Source organism: Pseudoxanthomonas sp. 134C1, assembly GCF_057773065.1.
Genome location: NZ_JBYMTH010000005.1, coordinates 275,324 through 295,549 on the forward strand (window position 1 = coordinate 275,324; position 20,226 = coordinate 295,549).

Below are 20,226 nucleotides of genomic sequence, written 5' to 3' on the forward strand. Positions count from 1 at the left end.
TTTCAGTGCTAGCTGCAAAACCGGAACCCGGCTCCGAAACCGGGCCTCCCGGAGGAACCCTCAGACCGGCTCGCCGGGGCCTGAAGCGTGGATGGACAGGGCGTGGATGTCGGTCGTCATCATCTCCCCCAGCGCGGCGTAGACGGCGCGATGGCGGGCCAGCGGCGCCAGCCCGGCGAAGGCCTGGCTGACGAGGGTGACATCGAAGTGGCCGCGCCCGTCGCGGGCACCGGCATGGCCGGCGTGGCGATGACTGTCGTCGACCACTTCAAGATGACTGGGCTGGAACGCCTGTTCCAGTGCCTGGCGGATGCGTTGGACCCGCTCGGCGGTCACGGCAGCACCTTGCGGAACGGGCGCACGTCGACCCGTGCGTAGACGCCTGCCTCGACATAGGGATCGGCCTGCGCCCAGGCCTGGGCCGCGGCCAGCGACTCGAACTCGGCGATGACGATGCTGCCGCTGAAGCCGGCCTCGCCCGGATCCTCGGCGTCGATGGCCGGGCACGGGCCGGCCAGCAGCAGGCGGCCTTCGTCGCGCAGCGCGGTCAACCGGGCCAGGTGGGCGGGACGGGCGGCCATGCGCCGGGGCAGCGCGCCTTCGGTGTCATGGCCTTCGATGGCATACCACATGGGGTTCACTCACTCGGGACGGGGATGAACGGATTGTACGGGCCCCCCGCCCGGCGGTGCTGGACAGGGCCGGGCGCAGCCCTTACTCTTGCCCCACTGCACGGCCGGAAGCAGCGGCCCGTCAGGGGATTTCCCAGGCACTGCACCGGCTCCGCCCGGCCAGTCGCCCAACGACGATCGATTCGCTGCCACCATCCGCCCGCGCCGACGACCTCCTCGCTGTCGGCCGCCGCCTCTTTCGCGGCGAGCTCCTCTACGGCGAGATGACATGTTTGCTGTACGGAAGCGTTCGCCCGCAAGGCCATGATCGACACCAAGACCATGGCGTCCATGCGGCAACGCGTGCAATCGAAGGCATTGACCCGCACTACGGCTTTTTCTTGATGAGCTCCGAACTCGCGCAAGACGCGACCCCGACAAGCCAGTCCACGCACCCGCAGCAGCAGGAAATGCCGCTGGCCGTCGTGCATGGGCAGCCGGTGCTGCAGATTCCCCAGGATCTGTACATCCCGCCGGACGCGCTGGAAGTCATCCTGGACGCCTTCGAGGGTCCGCTGGATCTGCTGCTGTACCTGATCCGCCGGCAGAACCTGGACATCCTGGACATCCCGGTGGCGGAAATCACCCGCCAGTACGTCGATTACATCAACGTCATGCAGGAGCTGCGCTTCGAACTGGCGGCCGAATACCTGGTGATGGCCGCCATCCTGGCCGAGATCAAGTCGCGCATGCTGCTGCCGCGGCCGGTCAACGAGGAAGGCGACGAGAACGACCCGCGCGCCGAACTGGTGCGCCGGCTGCAGGAATACGAACGCTTCAAGCAGGCCGCCGAGGATCTGGACACCCTGCCCCGCCAGGATCGCGACACCACCCCGGTGCAGGCGCACGTGCCGGATCGGGCCGCGGTCAAGCTGCCGCCGCCGGTGGATCTGAAGGAAATGCTGCTGGCGCTGCACGACGTGCTCAAGCGCGCCGAGCTGTTCAGCGGCCACCACATCAAGCGCGAGGCGCTGAGCGTCCGCCAGCGCATGGGCGACGTGCTGTCCCGGCTGGACGATGGCCGCTTCCACCGCTTCGAATCGATGTTCACCGCCGAGGAAGGCAAGCTCGGCGTGCTGGTGACCTTCCTGGCCATGCTGGAACTGGCCAAGGAGCAGTTGCTGGACATCGTGCAGGAAGCGCCGCTGGCGCCGATCTACGTCAAATCGCTGGCACTGAACAACACCAACGAACCGCTGCAGTTCTCCAGTGAATTCGACGACAGCGACGACGCTGCCAACGACGCCTGACCTGCCCCGCATTCCATCCGCCTGAACCAACGCAAGCGCACGAATGGATCAATCGCTCATCAATCGCATCGTCGAAGCCGCCCTGCTGGCGGCCAACCAGCCGCTGTCGCTGGCCCAGTTGCATGGCCTGTTCCCGGAAGAGGAACCCGCGCCCGCCGGCAGCGTCGAACGCGCGCTGGAGGAACTGCGCGAAGGCTGCGCCGATCGCGGCGTGGAACTGGTCGAGGTGGCTTCCGGCTTCCGCTTCCAGGTCAAGGCCGACGTGCACGGCTGGGTCGCCCGCCTGTGGACCGAGCGCAAGACCAAATACACCCGCGCCACCCTGGAAACCCTGGCGCTGATCGCCTACCGCCAGCCGATCACCCGCGGCGAGATCGAACAGGTCCGCGGCGTGGCGGTGAGCAGCAACATCATCCAGGCGCTGGAAGAGCGCGAGTGGATCCGCGTGGTCGGCCACCGCGACGTGCCCGGCCGTCCGGCGCTGTTCGGCACCACCAAGGGCTTCCTCGACTATTTCGGCCTCAAGCGCCTGGACGAACTGCCGCCGCTGTCGGAACTGAAGGACATCGGTGAGCTGGAACCGCAGTTGCCGCTGGATGGCGCGCCGGTCCCGGCCGGAGTCGCGCTCGGCGCGGACGACATGAACGAAGACGCCGGTGCGGAGGCCGCTCCGGCCGATGCCGGACCCGGCGGCGAAAACGAAGACAACGAAACAACGGCGGAGGCCATGGGCGATGAAGCCCGGGAGCAACCGCAGGAAGACGCCACGGATGGCGCGCAGACAGACATCGAACCCGCGCAGGACGACGACGCGGAGACACACGGTCCGGCCGCCGAAGACGAATACGAAGGCGACGCCGGCATTTCCCCGGAAACCCAGGATGACGACGCGGAAGCCTCGTCGGAGCAGAAACCATGAGCAATACCCCCCGCAACAAACTGTCGCTGAAGCGCGACGCCGCCGCCGAGGCCCCCGCCAGCAAGCTGGAAGAACGCCTGCACAAGGTGCTGGCGCAGGCCGGACTGGGCTCGCGCCGCGCGCTGGAGCAGCGCATCGCCGACGGCCTGGTCAAGGTCAACGGCGAGACCGCGCAGGTCGGCATGAGCGTCAAGAGCGGCGACAAGATCGAACTCGACGGACGCCAGTTCGTCGCCAGCGCGCTGACCGAACCGGCGCGCGTGCTGATGTACAACAAGCCCGAAGGCGAAGTGACCACCCGCGAGGATCCCGAAGGCCGCCCGACCGTGTTCGAAGCGCTGCCGGTCCTCAAGGGCGCGCGCTGGATCGCCATCGGCCGCCTGGACATCAACACCACCGGCCTGCTGCTGCTGACCACCGACGGCGAACTCGCCAACGCGATGATGCATCCATCCTACGAGGTCGAGCGCGAGTACGTGGTGCGCGTGCGCGCCCCGGAAGGCCAGGAAACCGTGCCGGACAACATCGTCGATCGCCTGCAGCGTGGCGTCGCGCTGGAAGACGGCCCGGCCAAGTTCGATGAAATCGAACGCATCGGCGGCACCGACTCGCACGACTGGTTCCGCGTGGTGGTCAAGGAAGGCCGCAACCGCGAAGTGCGCCGCCTGTGGGAGTCGCAGGGCTGCCAGGTCAGCCGCCTCAAGCGCACCCGCTACGGTCGCATCTCGCTGCCGCAGCCGCTGCTGCGCGGCCAGTCGCAGGAATTGTCCGACGCCCAGGTCGAAGCCTTGCGCAAGGAACTGGGCCTGGAAGACGGCGCGCCCGCCGCGCTCACCCTGCAACCGGTGATCGGCCAGCGCCGCGCCGCCAAGTCCACCGTGCATGTCTCGCGCGAAGGCCGCAGCCAGGGCTACGTCAACGGCCACAACACCGCCGACGAAGGCCGCGAACTGCGCCGCTTCGATCACGTGCGCGAGGATCGCGGCCGGGGTCGCGGCAAGAAGCCGCACGGCGGCCTGACCGTCAGCGGCGAAGCCGCCGCCAAGCAGGCGCAGAAGCCGTTCAAGCAGCGCAAGATGAAGGGTCCGAAGCCGTTGCCGGATGGCAACCCGGCCGCGTTCCGCAGCTGGTACGTGCCGGAAGGCGTCGACACCGGTCCGACCGGCCACCGCAACGCCGGTCCCGGCCGCAAGGGTCCGGGCGGCGGCGGTGCCGGCAAGCGCGGCGGCAATCGTCCGCAGGGCGGTGCCGGCTTCGGCAACGAATATGGCGGCTTTGGCGGCGAGTCCCGCGGCCCACGCGGTCCGCGTGGCCCCGGCGGTGGCGGCGCGGGCGGTGGTGCCGGCAAGCCGCAACGTGCGGCCCGCCCGTACGGCCATCCCGGCAACGCGCCGAGCTTCCCGTCCGATCACGCCACGCCTGGCGGGTTCAGCCCGTATGGCCAACCGCGCGGCCCGCGCCCGCAGGGCGGACGCCCCGGTGGCGGCAACCGTCCGCAGAACGCCGGCCCGCGCCCGGGTGGTCGTCCCGGTGGCGGTCGTCCGGCCGGTGGCCGCGGTCCGGGCGGCGGACGCCCCGGCGGCGGCGGTCATCGCCCGCGCGGCGGTGGCGGCGGAGGTCATCACGGCTGACGTGAACGGAAAAGGCGCCTGACGGCGCCTTTTCTTTGGGGTGACGACAAGAGCAACTGTCCGAAAACTCAGCGCGGCTTGATCGGTACATACTGCTTTTTATCGCCGACCCGCTGCGCCTTGAGATCAACGTTCGCGCACAGTCCCTCGCCGCACTGGATGAAATCGGAACGCGCGACCAGACGGCCCGTTTCGGCATCCACCTGATACCGCTGCGCTTGCTGCTGGTTGTTCCAGACCCATGCGCTCGTACCGCCCACCAGCAGCACGCCTCCCAGCGCCAGGAACGCCAGCGATTTCCACACCATCGTCGTCTGCGCGCGGTTGAGTTGATGGCTCTGCTCGCCCGCGGCATCGGCCACCCGTTGCAGAAGCTGGAGCGCTTCGCTCGTACGCCGATGCACCTGCTCGATCGCTTCGACGGAGTTCTCCTTCAGTATCTGCCGGCTACACATGCCAATCTCGCGCAGAGCATCTCCGGCGAAACGCTGGCCGCCCTGCTCCAGACGCTGCGCCATCTGCTGCAACATCGACGTGGCTTGCGCCAGTTGCTCCCGCAACAAGGCGTTTTCCTGCTTATGCATTTCGGCCTGGCTCATCGTCTGTACCAGCAGGTGCTTCTGCGTCCTTCCAGATTCCTGCAGGACTGCCTGCATCCCGATCATTTCGTGCCCCTCCATGTTCGGCCCTCCCGGTTCAGCGTGAATGTCCGCGTGATTGATGCTGCTGCGTCTCCCGCCATTGCGAGTGCTCCTGGTCCTGTTGCTGCCGTTGCCGTTGCCGTTGCCGTTGCCGTTGCCGCTCCGCCTCCACGCGTTGCTGCTCTTCCTGCAAGCGTTGTTGCTCAGCCTCGTACAATTCGCGCCCTCCCTGTTCCATCGCCTGCATCTCGGGCAGCTGCCGATAGCGCTGATACACCGCCGTACGCTGGGTCGAGTCCACCGCGGCGATGTACGCATCCAGTAAATCGTCGAGGGATGTTCGTTGAATGAAACGGAAATGCGCGTTGTACGGCCCTTCCCGAACCGCGGATGACGTTTGTGCCGACGCCTCCGCTGCGGTCACAACGGGAACGTGCGTGTGCGTGACGGTCGTATGATCGAAATGGCGCAACGACGGCGACGGAGCGCCGAGGTCGTAATACGGCATGGGCTGGACATGGCGTCCCAGGTTGATGCCGTTCTCCTCCAGCAGCTTCTCATCAAGCCGCAGCGCCTCCATGTTCACCGCCATCCTCGGTGACGCGCCGCGACGCCCCGGCGGGTTGTAGTGCCGCTCCAGCTGCACAACACGTCCAATGGCTGCCGCACCGTAGTGGTTGGCGTAGTCGGAGGTACCGTAGTAGCCCAGCCCGGACTTTTCAGGTTCCTTGTCAAAATAGTTCTTCCCCATCGCTTCGATATTGCCCGGCGTGGGGCTGAGGGTAAGGTCGGGGTTGAGACTAAGGTTGGGTTTCAGCGTGTAGCCGGTGGTCGCCTTGTACTCAATAAAATCCCCCATCCGCCCACCTGCGCTTTTGTAGATGTCTTGAAGTGTGGGGTGAGGGTGTGTGTTCTTGGCGGCACTGATCACCGCGTTCCAGCCTGCAATCTGGGCGCTGGCTTCATTCTCGCGATCGGCCGCTAGCCGCTCACCTATGTGGGCAGTGTAATCGCGCACCGGCGAGCGGCTCTTGGCCAGACGACTTACGTCGTCGTCAAACCGGGCATATGCCTGCATCCGAGCCGCATGATTGAGCGCATGCTGCAACTCATGCCCCAGCACGAAGGTCAGGTCACCTGCCTGAAACTGTTCAGTGGATGTTGTCCGCCCCGGGATGACCGGCGTGGTCAATGCTGCCAAAGGAAGATGAATGGCCTTGTCCTGCCCGTCATACTCGCCGCCGGCATGGGAATGGGCCAAAGGCACGATCTTCCGCAGGCACCCCTGCGCGACAGCCGCATTGAACTGTTCGATCAGTGCCGGGGAGTCCGCTAGGACCTGTTGCAGGTTGTGGATATGCTCCGGCGTTACCTGCGATTGCCAGACAAACGCATCGACGACCGCTTGTGACTGCGGGGACAAGATAGGCATGACTCGCTCCATGCGTCAGTAGACAAACACCCGTTCCACACAAACGTGCCTCAGCTTCTCTCTGCTTTCTCCCCTTGGATGGACTTCAACGACCAGGCCAGGACGATTGAACAGGTCGTACACCCGCCTCCCATGGAGCAGGCGCGGACCATCCAGTGCCGGTTGATGGGGTGAGTCATAGATCGGAGCACGGCTGAAGCCCATCACCTGCAAATCGGCCGCGAAATTCTCGAGGTCGATCTGGCAGACATCCGTCATGGAGACGGAAGTTTCAGGTGGCGGAGACGGGTCTGGCGCCAAGGTGTAGTCGAACTTTGTTTGTCCATTCCAAGATCCGACCTCGAACCCATGACTCCATTGCGGTGTCACTTGTTCAGCAAAGCCATACCCTCCCCATCTCGGCCCAACCGGCACTCCCATCACCTGCTCCAACCGCTCGGGCGTGAAGTCCGCGATGGATTGACTGGTGCGTATCAACTCCAACAGCCGGGACAGGGCCTGCTCGGCGGTCAATTTTGGCGGGACGAAGGAAATATCCGGATTCATCGTGCTTTCCGTGTCGGCGGGAATGGAGGCAGCGCCAGACGCTGCGGAGTTCGCGCAAGCTCCCACCAGCAGACATGCCATTGCCATTGCAGAAGCAACCGGCTTGCGATGAAAGCCGGCAGAGAGGGCGTTCATTCGTGACAAAAATACGGCCATTCCCCAATCCTGTAGTCGCTGCGTTCCCCAACGACGCACGCTATCACCCGCGATATGTCGAAGACGCCTCTCAACGGAGGAATTTCATTGCATGGAAAGCCTGAATTGAGTCACCCAATGAAGCGTGCGAATCATCGATGACACCCGCCTTCGTGAATATCTCCAGCTCCGAGCGCACACGGGAACCCGGTGCATATGCCATTGAGTGAGCATCCACTTCACGTTGACTTCATCGTCCTCCCGCGCTCATGACCGAGGCTCGCATCGTTCCTTCGACGCCGAGCCGAGCATGCACAACGGAAATCATGACGTCATCGTGGTCGGCGCGAGCTTCGCAGGCCTTGCCTGCGCCCATCAGCTCGCCCGTGCCGGCAAGCGGGTCTGTGTGATAGATCTCAAACGCGACCCCGGCGAACGCCTGCACACCACAGGCATCCTCGTCCAGGAAGCGATGGCCGACCCGCTGCTGGCGGGCCTGCCGGCTGGAGTCCATCGTCCGGTGCCCGCGGTCAAGTTGTACGCCCCTGGTCTGGACAGCATCGAACTCTCGGCCCCCGGTTATCGCTTCCACACCACGGATACGCCCGCGCTGATGCGTTGGCTCGTCGAGCAGGCCGAGAAAGCCGACATCGAGTTGCGTCTGTCCTGCGCCTTTCGTGAAGCCCGACCGATCGTGGGTGGCTGGCATCTTCCCGGTGTCGGTCAATGCCGCTATCTGGTCGGCGCGGATGGAGCGCGCTCGAAAGTCGCCGCTCATTTCGGCCTCGGCCAGGTGCACGACTTCCTCTATGGCTTGGAATACGAGTACGACGGCGCCGGACTGCGTCGTCCCGACGTCCTGCATTGCTTTGTCAGCCGGCGCTGGGCCCCCGGTTATATCGGCTGGATCGCCCAGACGCCCCGCGGGGTCCAAGCGGGTCTGGCCCGACGCCTGCGCCCCGGCGCCCGCCCGCCAGACCTGGCGGCCTTCCTCGACCATGTCGCTCCGGTCGTCGGCCTGGACCACCCCCGAAAACCCGACAGCATCCGCGCCGGCCTGATTCCCTGCGGCGGACCCGTGCGTTCCCGCGTGGGCCGCCACGTCCTGCTGGCCGGCGACGCGGCCGGGGTGGTCTCGCCGGTGACGGCCGGCGGCATCCACTCGGGTCTGCGCCATGGCGCCGAGGTCGGCCGCGCGCTGGTCCAGGCCTTGGATTCCGGCATTCCACCGCAGGCCTCGTCAATCCGGGCCATCCCCGCCTGGCGCCGCAAGCGCGCCCTGCGCTGGGCTTTCGATCACCTGCAGTGGGACTGGCCCTTCGACCTGCTGCTGAAATCGCCCCCGCTGCGCCGGATGGCCGAACAGATCTACTTCCACCGTCGCGGACAGACTTCCCCGGCGGCCTGAATCCACGCCCTGCCCCCGTCGCTCCCGATTGCGCTGGATCAAGGCCGGCCCGGAGCGGTCGGCTACAATACGCGGGTTCAATAACGCACGACTCCCCATGTCCTCCGCTTTTGGCACCGAGACGGTGCTGGACGTCCGTCACTGGACCGACGACTACTTCAGCTTCACCACCACCCGCGACGACGGTTTCCGCTTCGACAACGGCCAGTTCGTGATGATCGGCCTGCAGACCGAAGGCAAGCCGCTGCTGCGCGCCTATTCCATCGCCAGCGCCAACTGGGAAGAACAGCTCGAGTTCTTCAGCATCAAGGTGCCCAACGGCCCGCTGACCTCGCGGCTGAAGGACATCCAGCCCGGCGATACCGTGGTGATCGGCCGCAAGCCCACCGGCACCCTGCTGATCAGCGACCTGCATCCGGGCCGCAACCTGTACCTGCTGGGCACCGGCACCGGTCTGGCGCCGTGGCTGTCGATCATCAAGGATCCGGAAACCTACGAGCGCTTCGACCGCGTCGTCCTCACCCATGGCGTCCGCCATGTGCGGGATCTGGCCTACCGCGATTACTTCGAGAAGGAACTGCCGCAGCACGAGTTCCTCGGCGAGATCATCCGCGAGAAGCTTCTCTACTACCCCGCCGTGAGCCGCGAGGAATTCCCCAACCATGGCCGCCTGACCGACCTGATGGCCAGCGGCGAAATGATGGAAACGCTCGGACTGGAACCGCTGGATCCGGAAAAGGATCGCGCGATGATCTGCGGCAGCCCGCAGATGCTGGCCGACTTCCGCAGCCTGCTCGATGGTCGCGGCTTCACCGCCGCCCCGCGCATCGGCACGCCAGGCCAGTACGTGTTCGAGCGCGCCTTCGTCGAGAAGTGACGCCGGGCGGGCCGGCGGCCCGCCCTATCGTTCCCCGTAGCGCAACCAGATGATCGCGCTGCGTTCGTTGTCGAACACATGGCCCTGGAAGCCCTGCTCGTTGGCCAGGATGCTGGCCAGTTCGACCTGCGGAATCTGCTCCAGGTGCTTTTCCACATAGGCCACCCGCACCGCCTCCAGGCCCTCGCCGAGCATGGCCTGGACGAACTGCAGCAGTTGCTCCGGAGGCGGCGGCTCGCCTTCCATGTCGTCGACCACCAGCAGGCCGGACGGCTGCAAGCGCCGCACTTCCATCGCAATCCGCCGCCAATAGGCCAGCGTGGTTTCCAGGGTGCCGTTGACGCCCCGGACATGCGCCTTCAGACCGTAATCGGCGGGACTGAACTCGATGCGGAACGGCGGCGAAGCGTGCTGCGCGTCCATCAGCCGGCCAGCGCGGCCTCGATGTCGCCCGCCAGCGATTCCGGCGTGTCGGTCGGCGCATAGCGCTTGATCACCTTGCCATCGCGCCCCACCAGGAACTTGCTGAAGTTCCACTTGATCGCCGAGATGCCCAGCAGGCCGCTCTTCTCCTGCTTCAACCACTTCCACAGCGGATGCGCACCGTCGCCATTGACGTCGATCTTGGCGAACATCGGGAAGCTCACGTCGTAGTTGAGCGAACAGAAACTGCGGATCTCGGCCTCGTCACCCGGCTCCTGATGACCGAACTGGTCACAGGGGAATCCCAATACCACCAATCCCTGATCCCGGTAGTCGCGCCATAGCTTTTCCAGCCCCGTGTACTGCGGGGTGAAGCCGCACTTCGATGCCACGTTGACGATCAGCAGCGGCTTGCCGCGGTAGTCGGCCAGCGAGCGGGCCTGGCCGTCGATGTCGTTGGCGGAAAAATCGTAGGCAGTGGTCATGGCGGATCTCCGGAAACCTGGCTATGAGACACCCGGGAAAAGCCGGGAGCAAGCGTTTTCGCGGTCCGTACCGCCTTGTGCGGGGCCGGCGGAGATGCGCTAGCCTTGGCCGTCGCTTCCGCCGGGGAACACGGAATGCAGCTTTCGCCCCACGCACCCGACGCCGCCTCGATGGCCACCGTCTACCTGCACGTGCGCGTGCTGCTGGGCATGGTGGTCGGCCTGGGCCTGACCCACCTGCTGCGCCACTTCGCCCGCATCATCGAACGGCCGCGCCATTGCCAGATCTACTGGGTGCACCTGTGCTGGGCGGCGTTCGTGTTCTCCTACCTGCTGCTGTTCTGGTGGTGGGAGTTCCGCCTCTCGCATCTGGTGCACTGGAGTTTCAACCTCTATTTTTTCGTGGCCTTGTACGCGCTGATGCAGTACCTGCTGTGCGCGCTGATTTTTCCGGAGAACCTGGACGGCTACGCCGGCTACCGCGATTACTTCTACGACCGCCGGAAATGGTTCTTCGGCCTGCTGGCGCTGGTGTTCGCGATCGACTTCATCGACACCTGGATCAAGGGCGAGGCGTACTTCCGCAGCTTCGGGCCCGAATACGTGTTCCGCAATGTCGCCTACATCACCGGCAGCCTGATCGCCATGTGGACCCGCAATCCGCGCTACCACGCCGGCTTCGCGGTGCTGGGCCTGCTCTACCACGTGAGCTGGATCGCACGCGAGTTCGAGACGCTCTAGCGCCGGAGCCTTGGCACAGAACGGCCCCGCCGGGCACATGCCTTTCGTCACGAGCCCCTGCCCCTGGGCTTGGGTTACCCTGCCGAAAGCCCTATTTCCCTGTCAGGAAGCAGCACCCCATGACCACCCGTCTCGCCCTCGCGCTTGCCGCGACCCTCGGACTCGCCATGCCCGCCTACAGCCAGACCCCGGCGCCGGCCGCCACCGAAGCCGCCAAGGCCGCCAATCCCTTCTTCGCCGACAGCCAGTTGCCCCTGCACTACCCGCAGTTCGACAAGATCAAGGACAGCGACTTCGCCCCCGCCTTCGACGCCGGCATGGCCGAGCAGTTGAAGGAAATCGACGCCATCGCCAACAACGGCGCCGCGCCGAGCTTCGACAACACCCTCCTGGCGATGGAAAAGAGCGGCCGCGTGCTCGACCGCGCCCAAACCGTGTTCTACAACCTGGTCGGCGCCGACACCAACGACGCCCGCGAGAAACTGCAGGCCGACTATTCCGGCAAGTTCGCCGCCCACCGCGACGCCATCTACCTCAACGGCAAGCTGTTCGCGCGCATCCAGACGCTGTACGACCAGCGTGCCGGCCTGGGCCTGGACGCCGAGGGCGTGCGTCTGGTCGAGAAGTACCACACCGATTTCGTCCGCGCCGGCGCCAAGCTGTCCGACGCCGACAAGGCCACCCTGAAGGGCATGAACGGCCAGCTGGCCAAACTCGGTACGCAGTTCAGCCAGAACGTGCTGGCCGAGGTCAACGATTCGGCCGTGGTGGTCGATGACGTCAAGCAGCTGGACGGCCTGACCGATCAGCAGATCGCCACCGCCGCCGATGTCGCCAAGGCGCGCGGGCTGGCCGGCAAGTACGTGCTGACCCTGCTCAACACCACCGGCCAGCCGGCCGAGTCGCAGCTGACCGATCGCGCCCTGCGCCAGCGCCTGCACGAGGCCTCGGTGTCGCGCGGCAGCCGCGGCGGCAAGTACGACAACCGCGAACTCATCGCCACCATCATGAAGCTGCGCGCCGATCGCGCCAAGCTGCTGGGCTATCCGGATCACGCCACCTACGTGCTGGAAGACGAGACCGCCAAGACCCCGCAGGCGGTCAACGCCATGCTCGGCAAACTGGCGCCCGCCGCGGTCGCCAACGCCCAGCGCGAGGCCGCCGATCTGCAGGCGATGATCGATCAGGAGCAGAAGGCCAAGGGCCAGCCGACGTTCCCGCTGGCGCCGTGGGACTGGTCGTTCTATACCGAGAAGGTCCGCACCGCCAAGTACAACTTCGACGAGTCGCAGCTCAAGCCGTATTTCGAACTGACCAACGTGCTGGAAAACGGCGTGTTCTACGCCGCCAACCAGCTCTACGGCCTGACTTTCAAGAAGCGCACCGATCTGCCGCTGTACCACCCGGACACCACCGTGTACGACGTGTACAACGCCGACGGCACCCAGCTGGCGATCTTCATCGCCGACATGTACGCGCGCGATTCCAAGCGCGGCGGCGCATGGATGAACTCCTACGTTTCGCAGTCCGGCATGACCGGCTTCAAACCGGTGGTCGCCAACCACCTCAACATCCCCAAGCCACCGGCCGGCCAGCCGACCCTGCTGACCTGGGATGAAGTGACCACCGCGTTCCACGAGTTCGGCCATGCGCTGCACGGCATGTTCTCCAACGTGCAGTACCCCTACTTCAGCGGCACCAGCGTGCCGCGCGACTTCGTCGAGTACCCCTCGCAGGTCAACGAGATGTGGGCGGACTGGCCGTCGGTGCTGAAGAACTACGCCAAGCATTACCAGACCGGTGAAGCTATGCCGCAGGCGTTGCTGGACAAGGTCATCGCCGCGTCCAAGTTCAACCAGGGCTTCGCCACCACCGAGTACCTCGGCGCGGCCATGCTGGACCAGCGCTGGCACCAGATCGGCGCCGACAAGGTGCCCGCCGCCGACGGCGTGATCAAGTTCGAGGCCGACGCGCTGGCCGCCGACAAGATCGACTACAAGCCGGTCCCGCCGCGCTACCGCACGCCGTACTTCAGCCACATCATGGGCGGCTACTCGGCCGGCTACTACGCCTACATCTGGTCCGAAGTGCTGGACGCCAACAGCGTGGAATGGTTCAAGCAGCACGGCGGCCTGACCCGCGAGAACGGCGACCACTTCCGCAAGACCCTGCTCTCGCGCGGTGGCAGCGTGGACGCGATGAAGCTGTTCCACGACTTCGCCGGCCACGATCCGAAGATCGAACCCCTGCTGGAAAAGCGCGGCCTCACCGCCCCCGCCCAGTAAGCGCAACCGTCCTCGTCGCAGTAACCATCACGCCACCTCCGGGTGGCGTGATGGTATGTGCCCTCACTACACGGCCCCGCTTCTGCCTCCCCCTTGCCCAGCCATTCGACTGTTGAGAGGCGTTTGGAAAAAGGGGGATTGAGGGTGATTTTCTTTTTCGCACCAAGAGCAACGCAGGACCGTCTCTGCCTCCTCCTTGACCAGCCATTCGACTGTTGAGACGCGTTTGGAAAAAGGGGATGGAGGGAGATTTGCGCTTACCCCTTCCGCACAAGCCGCAAACCCACCAGCGACACCAGCCCACATGCAATGACATACAACGCAGGCGCGTTCGGACTCCCCGTCAACCGGATCAGCTCCGTCGAAAAGAACTGCGCAAAGCCACCGAAGATCGCAATCGCCACGCAATAGGCAATCGACAGGCCGGTCGCGCGCAACCGCTGCGGCAGCACTTCGCTGACCAGCACCATCGACGCCGGCGCGGTCATCGACATCGGAATCGACAGCATTCCCACCGCCACCAGCAGCCGCGCGAGGCTCGGCGCGGCGTTGATCCACGCGAACGCTGGATACGCCATCACCAGCAGCGCCAGTCGCGACCACAGCACCACCGGCCGGCGTCCCAACCGGTCACACAGCCAGCCCGCGAACGGCGACAGCAGCACCTGCACCGCCGCGGCCACGCAACCGGCCCAGATGCCCAGCGACAGCGGCATGCCCAGCTGGCTGACCGCGTAATTGCTCAGGTAGTACACGATGATGTAGGTCGACGACGCCAGCCCGATCATCAGCAGGATGCTTGCCGTCAGTTCGCGCCGATGCGACCACAAGAGCGCCATCTGCGGCGTTTCGGCTTCCGCGTGCCGGGACGGAATGGTTTCCTCCAGCCGCCGCCGGATCAACAGGCCCACCGGAATCACCAGGATGCCGAGCACGAACGCCGCCCGCCAACCCCACGCGTCCAGTGCCGCCGGTTCCAGCAGGTTGCTCAGCAGCAGGCCCACCAGCGCGCCGAACAGCGCCGCCAATCCCTGGCTGAAAGGCTGCCAGCTGGTATAGAAGCCGCGCGAACGTTCATCCGCGTACTCCATCAACAGCGCCGTGGACGCGCCCATCTCGCCGCCGATGGCGAATCCCTGGATCAGCCGCGCCAACAGGATCAGCAACGGAGCCGCCATGCCAATCTGCGCATAGGTCGGCGTCACCACGAAAATCAGCGAACTCAAGCCCATCAGCCACAGCGTCAACGCCACGGCCGGCTTGCGTCCCACCCGATCCGCATACATGCCGATCAGCAGACCGCCCAGCGGCCGGGTCAGGAAGCCGACGCCGAACGTCGCGAACGACAGCAGCAACTGCCCGGTCGGATCCGACACCGGAAAATACAATCGCCCGATCAGCGTGGCGAAAAAGCTGTAGACGACGAAATCGTAGAACTCCAGGCCGTTGCCGACGGTGATCGCGCTGATGGCATGGACCCTGGACAACGGACGGCCGGAAGCCTCACTCCCGGATATGATCTTGGTGATTGACATGGTTCTCCCCTCTGGAGCGGTGGAGATCGCACGGCGGTTCTGCCCAGGTCAACTAACATTGGCACAAGCTGCGACCCACGTTGCGCGGCAAACGTTTTCATCACTTTTACATTTGCAGCAGGCGATTCCCCCCGGTTCTCGTCCCATCCTTGCCTGGATCCCTCGAAGTCAAATCGAGGTCAGGAACAACCGGACGTGTCAGCCCCCTTTGCAAAAAGGAGCGGGCGTCAGCAAAGCAGGCGATGGGGGATTTGCACTTTGCGTCGAACCCGGCTCCCCTGCACCAGGTCCTCGCCAGCCCTCCAACAACACACCCACTTCGGCTTCCCACACACAGCGTCAAACAACCCTTCGCACTCCAAAACAGGTACACCAGACACGCCCGTCACCACACCGGAACAGTGAGCCCGGAAACACTGAAGCCAAAACGCTCAAAGTTAGTCGACACCGCACAGCCGCATCGGCAGACTCCGGCATCAGGAGTTCAGAACCTCCCATACAGCAACACCACCTCAGTCATTCCGGTGGTTTTATTTTGTCCTACCATCGGAGGACGACCGGCAAGCTCCTTGCCGGGAGGGCGGCGAATACAACACCCGAAAGGGAAATAAGCCCGCCGACTGTATGCGGTTTCTGACCTCCCGGCACCCGGCCGCACTCTCGCGCGCCGGGATTCTTCAACGAAGAAAAGGAGGTCCCATGACCAACGTACACATGGTCTATCTGTTGGAAGAAGAAACCCAGCTGAATCTCATCCAGCTGCGTGATCACCTCAAACTGCTGTCCCTGCTCATCAATCCCCGTTTCCGCCAGGACGAGCACCACAGCCTGCCCATCCCGCTGCAACCCCTGAGTGACTGCTTCGCCAGCCTCGCCCACGAAGCCAGCCACATCCTCGACCAGCTTCGCTGGCACTCCGGCAAGCCCAACGTCGAACCGGCCAACGACGCGTAACAAAAACGCGGGCTGCTAGCGCCCGCGTTCTGTTATGTGAAAAAACGCCAGGAAACCGACCAATAACCGAATTGCTCCATCAACTCGATACTTTTTTTCAGCCTCGGCTACTTCTTCGCTCGCGGCCAACCTGCAAGCGAAAGCACAGAAAATACCAATGCCGTCCCCCACCAAAATACGACAAACTGCTCCTTTGTCATATACCTAAGCAGCCCCACACCAAGGAAAATCAGGGCTGCACCTAGCATCCAGAAATGCTTTTTGTAGATCATTTTTCTTAACTTCCTCTCCTCAGGCGAGGCCGCAAAGTCGGTCAGACATTTCGACTCCAGCCATCGACTTGAAGATCCGCCCAATCTTCTCCTGAAAGTGCTCCCGATCACCCGTTGTCGTGGCAGCCCGAGCCTGATGGGATCCGACTCGCCCTCACAGATGCGGCATGACGCTCATTTGCAGCACCAAGCGACCCGTTGTGGCGTACCCAACATCACTTGCACATAGACCTCCAGGGCGAGCCGAGACCCGCCCTACGCTTGCTTTCACCAGAACCCACGAAGTGGCCCTTGTGTGGCATCAGTAAAGAAGCGGGTTTTATGGTCACTGGCGGGCTCATAACCACAAATAATGTGACGGGCGTCGGCGACTCTCGAAAGCTCTAGAGAAGCATGGTGCAACGCATCGACGCAGTCCGAGGTGTCGCAGCTAAGTTCGTAATCCAGAAATGATAGGGAAACGTCAATACTCCCGTCGTCCATCAACACCTGGATCAATGGATTGGCTATTGCCACTTCTCCAAGTTCCACTCCGTCGAGGTTGAGGCTAACGCTGCCAGGGTTGGGCGCCGCGCCCTCAAGAATTTCGAGCACCCGACCTTGCCAGGAAGATAGGTCAAGGTCTGGACTCTCACTAGCGATCACCGATTTCAAGGTCGAGCCGTTAGACAGTCTCCCGACCAAACTATCCAACTGGTTCTTTGCAACTCCTTCAAACAAGAGCTCGATCAAATTACTCATCGGTCGATAAACCCCTTGAGTATCACCTTTTTTGGAAGAAGCGAAATAGTAAGAAAGGTTGCAGAATGAGAAATACAACAGAGAAAATAGTTACCCCCTTCACCAAACCAGCTTCATATCCAAAGATAAGCCCAAGCCCCGCTGCCACTACTAAAGGCTGCGTTTCTCCGGCCAAAATAGAGCTTCGTTTCTTCATTTTCCCATCCTATCAATTCTCTCTTCAATTTCTCTTGCACTGCTGACGCCCCGTCTCTTTGGCGATGTCGGCAATACGTCCCGCCGTAGATGTGGCACCGCGCGTCGCCGCCACCCCTGCGGTTCCACGTCGATGAGGCGGCTTGCGTGCATTTCGTGAACTTCAAGCCGCATTCGCCGACCAGCGGGAACCACGTCACCACCTATAATCTCGACAAGACCCGACGGCTGCTTGGCCAGGCGACGCACGATTTTTGCAAGCGCAACAGCGTCAGCAGTTGTTGTCGGATATCGCGCCGGCAACGCCAGTCACGCCGACACTTCCAGGCGGACCAGACTGTAAGTGACCAACAACGAAGCCCGCAATGCGGGGCTCGTCACTTCACCCTGAATTCGGCTCACCATAAATCACGTCGACGAACTCTTCAGGAATACGGATTAGTGGGCCGCAAGTAGTCTTCCACACATCAATTTCAAATGGATATCCATCTTCGCTTACATTGAGCGAAGCAATTACAACAGCTCCGTCAGCATCTGAGAATTGCAACTCTGCTGCTTGCGATTTCATCGTTCTTGAGGCATTTGGTGCCGATTCAACAAAAAGATTTAGGCTCCCCATGCCCCCATCGTTCATATCTTCGACCAATATTGAATCGACGAACCTCATAAGCAGCTCTGGTCGCCTGCTTCTCTCGACCAAAGCAATAAGCAGTCTTTTTTCATCGCTGGATGGACGTCGCTTGCTCATTGTTCCTTTAGAACCTTGATTCTTCCTACTCGGAGGGTGCCATCATCAAGTTTGTGAACGGCATATTGCAGGGTCGTTCCATTCACCGTGACCGTTCTGTTAATGGTCTTTCCAGCCTCAAGCGATCCTGCAACCTTGTTGACGTCCCTACTTACCCGGGTCGCAACATCTCGTACTGATAACCCCGCATCGATTGTATGACGGAATGCATGCGATATTTGATTCGCATTCGCCCCGAACGAAATAACTCCTTTTCCAGAGCCGCCAATCCACGACAACCCTCGCATGCCCATCTGGGCGCCTTTCCCTTCAAAGGGGATTGCGCCGACAACCGCCATCGCCCAACCACCCTTACCGCATCCATCCCGATAACATTCGGCAGCAGGCATAAGGGGATTGATGAACTTCGCGATCTTGTCCATCGCATCCGCGAAGGTTGCATCTGATGGAGGTGGCGTAGCCCCCGACAGTTTGTATTCGTACTCTAAATCGCGGGACTGGCGTCCATCCGGATCGCTGAAGCGATACGGGTTGTTGAAGGCATAGGCATAGCGGTTGAAGAGCCGCCAATCTTTGCTGTCATAGGCGGTCACCGGGTCCACCGACAGGAACCGCCCGATGACCGGGTCGTAGTACCGCTGCTGCATGTAGGTCAGCCCGGTGGCCGCATCCTGCACATGCCCGGTGAAGCCCGGCCCATCCGTCAGCGGCCGGTTGACCAGTTGCCCATAGGGTTCGTACTCGCTGGTGGCCGCCAGAGAGAAAGCATTCTTCGCAGCGCCAGCGAACCGTCAGAAGTGACAAGGCCCGCAATGCGGACCTTGTTTGTTGTGAGCGATCAGGGTGTGAACCTAGAACCACTACACCTCATCGTTTCGTCAGTTGGCGATTCAAGGAAAAATCACATCCTTCATAGGATGGGTAAACACCCGAGTAAACATATCCTTCCAGATATTCGATCAGCCCATCCTTCACAAACAGAATGAATCCAATCTCATCGCAATGCGTGCTCGTGGCAAATACATCAGTCAGATGGAAGCTCCTCCCGTTTTCCATTCTTTCCGCACACTCATCAAGCTCAAACATTACGTAAATCCCCGCACCACTCTCAGTGCGGCTAACTTCCTTTACACAATCCAATTGACGACGCAAGCTCTCACTGCTTTCGAGCAGCAATAGGATAGCGTCTCTCTCAATAGACGGCAGGTCAGCAATACGCATTTTTTCATCTCGATTAGTTCTTGGGCGGCGGCGGCGGCGGCGGCGGTGGGGGTGGGGGTGGACGCGGCGGGATAAATGCAGTGCCGATTTTTACCTTCCCATCAACTACGGCGCCACGAACAGTTACGTTTTGCCCTCCCACCTTGACCACGGTTTCGAACTTGCCGGCTGTTGATGTACCAACTGCCTTCTTTGTCGCCTTTTCAATCGCGCGAAGCGCCTTTGCTTCGCCGCCGAACGTCTTAACAAGACCACCAAGATTGTGCTCAGCCTTTCCAAAAATGTGCGTTATCTTGTTTGCACGGGCTGCCGCTGCAATTATCTTGGCTTCAACTATTGCTGCCCGCGCACCAATGACTAAGGGTGCCATCGCTGTACGTTCGGGCATACCGTACGGGCCAAGCGCAGTGAAAAATTGATCAGCCGCATCTAGTCCATCAGACACCCACCCCAGAATTGCTATGGAGTCATCAATAGTAGGCGAAACATCGCCCGGGCATCCCATAGGACAACGCCCATCCGGATCATTGAAGCGATACGGATTGAAGGCGTATGTATAGCGGTTGAAGAACCGCATATCGCCATTGCTGTAAGCCATCACCGGGTCAACGGAGAGGAACCGCCCGATGAGCGGGTCGTAATACCGCTGCTGCATGTAGGTCAGCCCGGTGGCCGCATCCTGCACATGCCCGGTGAAGCCCGGCCCATCCGTCAGCGGCCGGTTGACCAGTTGCCCATAGGGTTCGTACTCGCTGGTCTGGACAATGGCCTTGGCCGCATCCGTCACCGCGACGGGCGTGCCCAGCGCGTCGGTGTGCTGGTACTTCACCGTGGTCGTGCTGCCAGCCGCCTCCCGTATCGCCACCAGGCTGCCACCCAGGTACACGTACTGGCTGGACTTGCCGGCCCGGCCATCGTTGTCGAACACCAGTTGCCCGCTCTGGCTGTACAGGCTGTACTTGCTGGCCGTGGTGTAGTCCCGCACCCGCCGGCCATGACCGTCATAGACATAGCTGGCCACGCCGTTCACGCCGCGCAGCCGGTTGCCGAAGTCGAAATTGAACACCTGTCCATTCTTGTTGGCCAGGTTGCCCTGCACGTCGTAACCCAGGCCCA

General features: G+C 62.8%; 22 protein-coding genes and 1 pseudogene. 9 read left to right on the top strand and 14 right to left on the bottom strand.

Annotated elements, in window-relative coordinates; translation table 11 throughout:
- Positions 1 to 60 precede the first annotated feature (60 nt).
- Together AC3DEZ_RS12415 and AC3DEZ_RS12420 are read right to left on the bottom strand one after the other, a co-directional pair.
- The gene (locus AC3DEZ_RS12415; RefSeq protein WP_488388479.1) at positions 61 to 336 is read right to left on the bottom strand and encodes a BolA family protein; all 276 of its coding nucleotides are present in this window, start codon (positions 334 to 336) and stop codon (positions 61 to 63) included.
- Positions 333 to 632, bottom strand: coding sequence for a YciI family protein (locus AC3DEZ_RS12420; protein WP_295376016.1), 300 nt, complete (start codon positions 630 to 632; stop codon positions 333 to 335). The genes AC3DEZ_RS12415 and AC3DEZ_RS12420 overlap by 4 nt, the downstream gene beginning before the upstream one ends.
- A gap of 383 nt (positions 633 to 1,015) precedes the next feature.
- On the opposite strand from AC3DEZ_RS12420, the gene AC3DEZ_RS12425 reads away from it, so the two are divergent.
- From AC3DEZ_RS12425 to AC3DEZ_RS12435, 3 genes and pseudogenes are all read left to right on the top strand, one after another.
- Entirely contained in the window at positions 1,016 to 1,921 is a 906-nt protein-coding gene (locus AC3DEZ_RS12425; RefSeq protein WP_447101918.1) for a segregation and condensation protein A, read from the top strand.
- A gap of 43 nt (positions 1,922 to 1,964) precedes the next feature.
- Positions 1,965 to 2,759: pseudogene (scpB, locus tag AC3DEZ_RS12430) on the top strand (SMC-Scp complex subunit ScpB); the annotation flags it as partial.
- A 77-nt stretch (positions 2,760 to 2,836) separates the two neighbouring features.
- The gene (locus AC3DEZ_RS12435; RefSeq protein WP_488388480.1) at positions 2,837 to 4,471 is read left to right on the top strand and encodes a pseudouridine synthase; all 1,635 of its coding nucleotides are present in this window, start codon (positions 2,837 to 2,839) and stop codon (positions 4,469 to 4,471) included.
- A gap of 68 nt (positions 4,472 to 4,539) precedes the next feature.
- On the opposite strand, the gene AC3DEZ_RS12440 is transcribed toward AC3DEZ_RS12435, so the two are convergent.
- Genes AC3DEZ_RS12440 through AC3DEZ_RS12450 form a run of 3 tightly spaced genes read right to left on the bottom strand, consistent with a single transcriptional unit; the run spans position 4,540 to position 7,246 of the window.
- Positions 4,540 to 5,151 (bottom strand): hypothetical protein, encoded by a 612-nt coding sequence (locus tag AC3DEZ_RS12440; protein WP_488388481.1) that lies wholly within the window; start codon positions 5,149 to 5,151, stop codon positions 4,540 to 4,542.
- Positions 5,152 to 5,167: 16 nt separating this feature from the next.
- Positions 5,168 to 6,544 (bottom strand): hypothetical protein, encoded by a 1,377-nt coding sequence (locus AC3DEZ_RS12445; protein WP_488388482.1) that lies wholly within the window; start codon positions 6,542 to 6,544, stop codon positions 5,168 to 5,170.
- A gap of 15 nt (positions 6,545 to 6,559) precedes the next feature.
- The gene (locus tag AC3DEZ_RS12450) at positions 6,560 to 7,246 is read right to left on the bottom strand and encodes a hypothetical protein (RefSeq protein ID WP_488388483.1); all 687 of its coding nucleotides are present in this window, start codon (positions 7,244 to 7,246) and stop codon (positions 6,560 to 6,562) included.
- A gap of 205 nt (positions 7,247 to 7,451) precedes the next feature.
- On the opposite strand from AC3DEZ_RS12450, the gene AC3DEZ_RS12455 reads away from it, so the two are divergent.
- Positions 7,452 to 8,633, top strand: a complete 1,182-nt coding sequence (locus tag AC3DEZ_RS12455; protein WP_488388484.1) for an NAD(P)/FAD-dependent oxidoreductase — start codon at positions 7,452 to 7,454, stop codon at positions 8,631 to 8,633.
- 97 nt (positions 8,634 to 8,730) lie between these two features.
- Positions 8,731 to 9,510 carry a ferredoxin--NADP reductase gene (locus tag AC3DEZ_RS12460; protein ID WP_488388485.1) on the top strand — a complete coding sequence of 260 codons (780 nt, stop codon included), beginning with the start codon at positions 8,731 to 8,733 and terminating at the stop codon, positions 9,508 to 9,510.
- A 24-nt stretch (positions 9,511 to 9,534) separates the two neighbouring features.
- Here the strand turns inward: AC3DEZ_RS12460 and AC3DEZ_RS12465 are convergent, their stop codons facing one another.
- Positions 9,535 to 9,933: a hypothetical protein gene (locus AC3DEZ_RS12465; protein WP_488388486.1), complete on the bottom strand. Its 399-nt coding sequence runs from the start codon at positions 9,931 to 9,933 to the stop codon at positions 9,535 to 9,537.
- Positions 9,933 to 10,418, bottom strand: a complete 486-nt coding sequence (locus AC3DEZ_RS12470) for a glutathione peroxidase (protein ID WP_488388487.1) — start codon at positions 10,416 to 10,418, stop codon at positions 9,933 to 9,935. Before AC3DEZ_RS12470 ends, AC3DEZ_RS12465 begins: the two co-directional genes overlap by 1 nt.
- A gap of 135 nt (positions 10,419 to 10,553) precedes the next feature.
- On the opposite strand from AC3DEZ_RS12470, the gene AC3DEZ_RS12475 reads away from it, so the two are divergent.
- Both AC3DEZ_RS12475 and AC3DEZ_RS12480 read left to right on the top strand, forming a co-directional pair.
- On the top strand, positions 10,554 to 11,159 hold the full coding sequence (locus AC3DEZ_RS12475; RefSeq protein ID WP_488388488.1) for a hypothetical protein: 606 nt from the start codon (positions 10,554 to 10,556) through the stop codon (positions 11,157 to 11,159).
- 119 nt (positions 11,160 to 11,278) lie between these two features.
- Positions 11,279 to 13,444, top strand: a complete 2,166-nt coding sequence (locus AC3DEZ_RS12480) for a M3 family metallopeptidase (protein WP_488388489.1) — start codon at positions 11,279 to 11,281, stop codon at positions 13,442 to 13,444.
- Positions 13,445 to 13,701: 257 nt separating this feature from the next.
- Here the strand turns inward: AC3DEZ_RS12480 and AC3DEZ_RS12485 are convergent, their stop codons facing one another.
- Complete coding sequence (locus AC3DEZ_RS12485) at positions 13,702 to 14,979, bottom strand: MFS transporter (protein ID WP_488388490.1); 1,278 nt, start codon at positions 14,977 to 14,979, stop codon at positions 13,702 to 13,704.
- Positions 14,980 to 15,678: 699 nt separating this feature from the next.
- On the opposite strand from AC3DEZ_RS12485, the gene AC3DEZ_RS12490 reads away from it, so the two are divergent.
- Positions 15,679 to 15,933: an XAC0095 family protein gene (locus tag AC3DEZ_RS12490; RefSeq protein WP_488388491.1), complete on the top strand. Its 255-nt coding sequence runs from the start codon at positions 15,679 to 15,681 to the stop codon at positions 15,931 to 15,933.
- Between the two features lie 539 nt (positions 15,934 to 16,472).
- On the opposite strand, the gene AC3DEZ_RS12495 is transcribed toward AC3DEZ_RS12490, so the two are convergent.
- Both AC3DEZ_RS12495 and AC3DEZ_RS12500 read right to left on the bottom strand, forming a co-directional pair.
- Entirely contained in the window at positions 16,473 to 16,946 is a 474-nt protein-coding gene (locus AC3DEZ_RS12495) for a hypothetical protein (protein WP_488388492.1), read from the bottom strand.
- Between the two features lie 22 nt (positions 16,947 to 16,968).
- The gene (locus AC3DEZ_RS12500) at positions 16,969 to 17,142 is read right to left on the bottom strand and encodes a hypothetical protein (RefSeq protein ID WP_488388493.1); all 174 of its coding nucleotides are present in this window, start codon (positions 17,140 to 17,142) and stop codon (positions 16,969 to 16,971) included.
- Between the two features lie 89 nt (positions 17,143 to 17,231).
- Between AC3DEZ_RS12500 and AC3DEZ_RS12505 the strand changes: the two genes are divergently transcribed.
- Positions 17,232 to 17,597, top strand: coding sequence for a DUF6037 family protein (locus AC3DEZ_RS12505; RefSeq protein ID WP_488388494.1), 366 nt, complete (start codon positions 17,232 to 17,234; stop codon positions 17,595 to 17,597).
- On the opposite strand, the gene AC3DEZ_RS12510 is transcribed toward AC3DEZ_RS12505, so the two are convergent.
- From AC3DEZ_RS12510 to AC3DEZ_RS12525, 4 genes are all read right to left on the bottom strand, one after another.
- Positions 17,524 to 17,889, bottom strand: coding sequence for a DUF6984 family protein (locus AC3DEZ_RS12510; RefSeq protein WP_488388495.1), 366 nt, complete (start codon positions 17,887 to 17,889; stop codon positions 17,524 to 17,526). The genes AC3DEZ_RS12505 and AC3DEZ_RS12510 overlap by 74 nt on opposite strands.
- Positions 17,886 to 18,647 (bottom strand): RHS repeat-associated core domain-containing protein, encoded by a 762-nt coding sequence (locus tag AC3DEZ_RS12515; protein WP_488388508.1) that lies wholly within the window; start codon positions 18,645 to 18,647, stop codon positions 17,886 to 17,888. The genes AC3DEZ_RS12510 and AC3DEZ_RS12515 overlap by 4 nt, the downstream gene beginning before the upstream one ends.
- A 109-nt stretch (positions 18,648 to 18,756) precedes the next feature.
- Positions 18,757 to 19,110: a hypothetical protein gene (locus AC3DEZ_RS12520; protein ID WP_488388496.1), complete on the bottom strand. Its 354-nt coding sequence runs from the start codon at positions 19,108 to 19,110 to the stop codon at positions 18,757 to 18,759.
- Between the two features lie 13 nt (positions 19,111 to 19,123).
- Positions 19,124 to 20,226: RHS repeat domain-containing protein (locus AC3DEZ_RS12525; RefSeq protein WP_488388497.1), on the bottom strand; the 1,103-nt coding region annotated here is incomplete at its 5' end.

Excerpts from the sequence above, each read along its gene's own strand:
- AC3DEZ_RS12480 (WP_488388489.1), top strand. The coding sequence starts at position 11,279 with ATGACCACCCGTCTCGCCCTCGCGCTTGCCGCGACCCTCGGACTCGCC.
- AC3DEZ_RS12485 (WP_488388490.1), bottom strand. The coding sequence starts at position 14,979 with ATGTCAATCACCAAGATCATATCCGGGAGTGAGGCTTCCGGCCGTCCG.
- AC3DEZ_RS12440 (WP_488388481.1), bottom strand. The coding sequence starts at position 5,151 with ATGGAGGGGCACGAAATGATCGGGATGCAGGCAGTCCTGCAGGAATCT.
- AC3DEZ_RS12490 (WP_488388491.1), top strand. The coding sequence starts at position 15,679 with ATGACCAACGTACACATGGTCTATCTGTTGGAAGAAGAAACCCAGCTG.
- AC3DEZ_RS12450 (WP_488388483.1), bottom strand. The coding sequence starts at position 7,246 with ATGGCCGTATTTTTGTCACGAATGAACGCCCTCTCTGCCGGCTTTCAT.
- AC3DEZ_RS12470 (WP_488388487.1), bottom strand. The coding sequence starts at position 10,418 with ATGACCACTGCCTACGATTTTTCCGCCAACGACATCGACGGCCAGGCC.
- AC3DEZ_RS12495 (WP_488388492.1), bottom strand. The coding sequence starts at position 16,946 with ATGAGTAATTTGATCGAGCTCTTGTTTGAAGGAGTTGCAAAGAACCAG.
- AC3DEZ_RS12510 (WP_488388495.1), bottom strand. The coding sequence starts at position 17,889 with ATGAGCAAGCGACGTCCATCCAGCGATGAAAAAAGACTGCTTATTGCT.
- AC3DEZ_RS12465 (WP_488388486.1), bottom strand. The coding sequence starts at position 9,933 with ATGGACGCGCAGCACGCTTCGCCGCCGTTCCGCATCGAGTTCAGTCCC.
- AC3DEZ_RS12425 (WP_447101918.1), top strand. The coding sequence starts at position 1,016 with ATGAGCTCCGAACTCGCGCAAGACGCGACCCCGACAAGCCAGTCCACG.
- AC3DEZ_RS12505 (WP_488388494.1), top strand. The coding sequence starts at position 17,232 with ATGTGGCACCGCGCGTCGCCGCCACCCCTGCGGTTCCACGTCGATGAG.
- AC3DEZ_RS12435 (WP_488388480.1), top strand. The coding sequence starts at position 2,837 with ATGAGCAATACCCCCCGCAACAAACTGTCGCTGAAGCGCGACGCCGCC.
- AC3DEZ_RS12520 (WP_488388496.1), bottom strand. The coding sequence starts at position 19,110 with ATGCGTATTGCTGACCTGCCGTCTATTGAGAGAGACGCTATCCTATTG.
- AC3DEZ_RS12445 (WP_488388482.1), bottom strand. The coding sequence starts at position 6,544 with ATGCCTATCTTGTCCCCGCAGTCACAAGCGGTCGTCGATGCGTTTGTC.
- AC3DEZ_RS12460 (WP_488388485.1), top strand. The coding sequence starts at position 8,731 with ATGTCCTCCGCTTTTGGCACCGAGACGGTGCTGGACGTCCGTCACTGG.
- AC3DEZ_RS12500 (WP_488388493.1), bottom strand. The coding sequence starts at position 17,142 with ATGAAGAAACGAAGCTCTATTTTGGCCGGAGAAACGCAGCCTTTAGTA.
- AC3DEZ_RS12475 (WP_488388488.1), top strand. The coding sequence starts at position 10,554 with ATGCAGCTTTCGCCCCACGCACCCGACGCCGCCTCGATGGCCACCGTC.
- AC3DEZ_RS12420 (WP_295376016.1), bottom strand. The coding sequence starts at position 632 with ATGTGGTATGCCATCGAAGGCCATGACACCGAAGGCGCGCTGCCCCGG.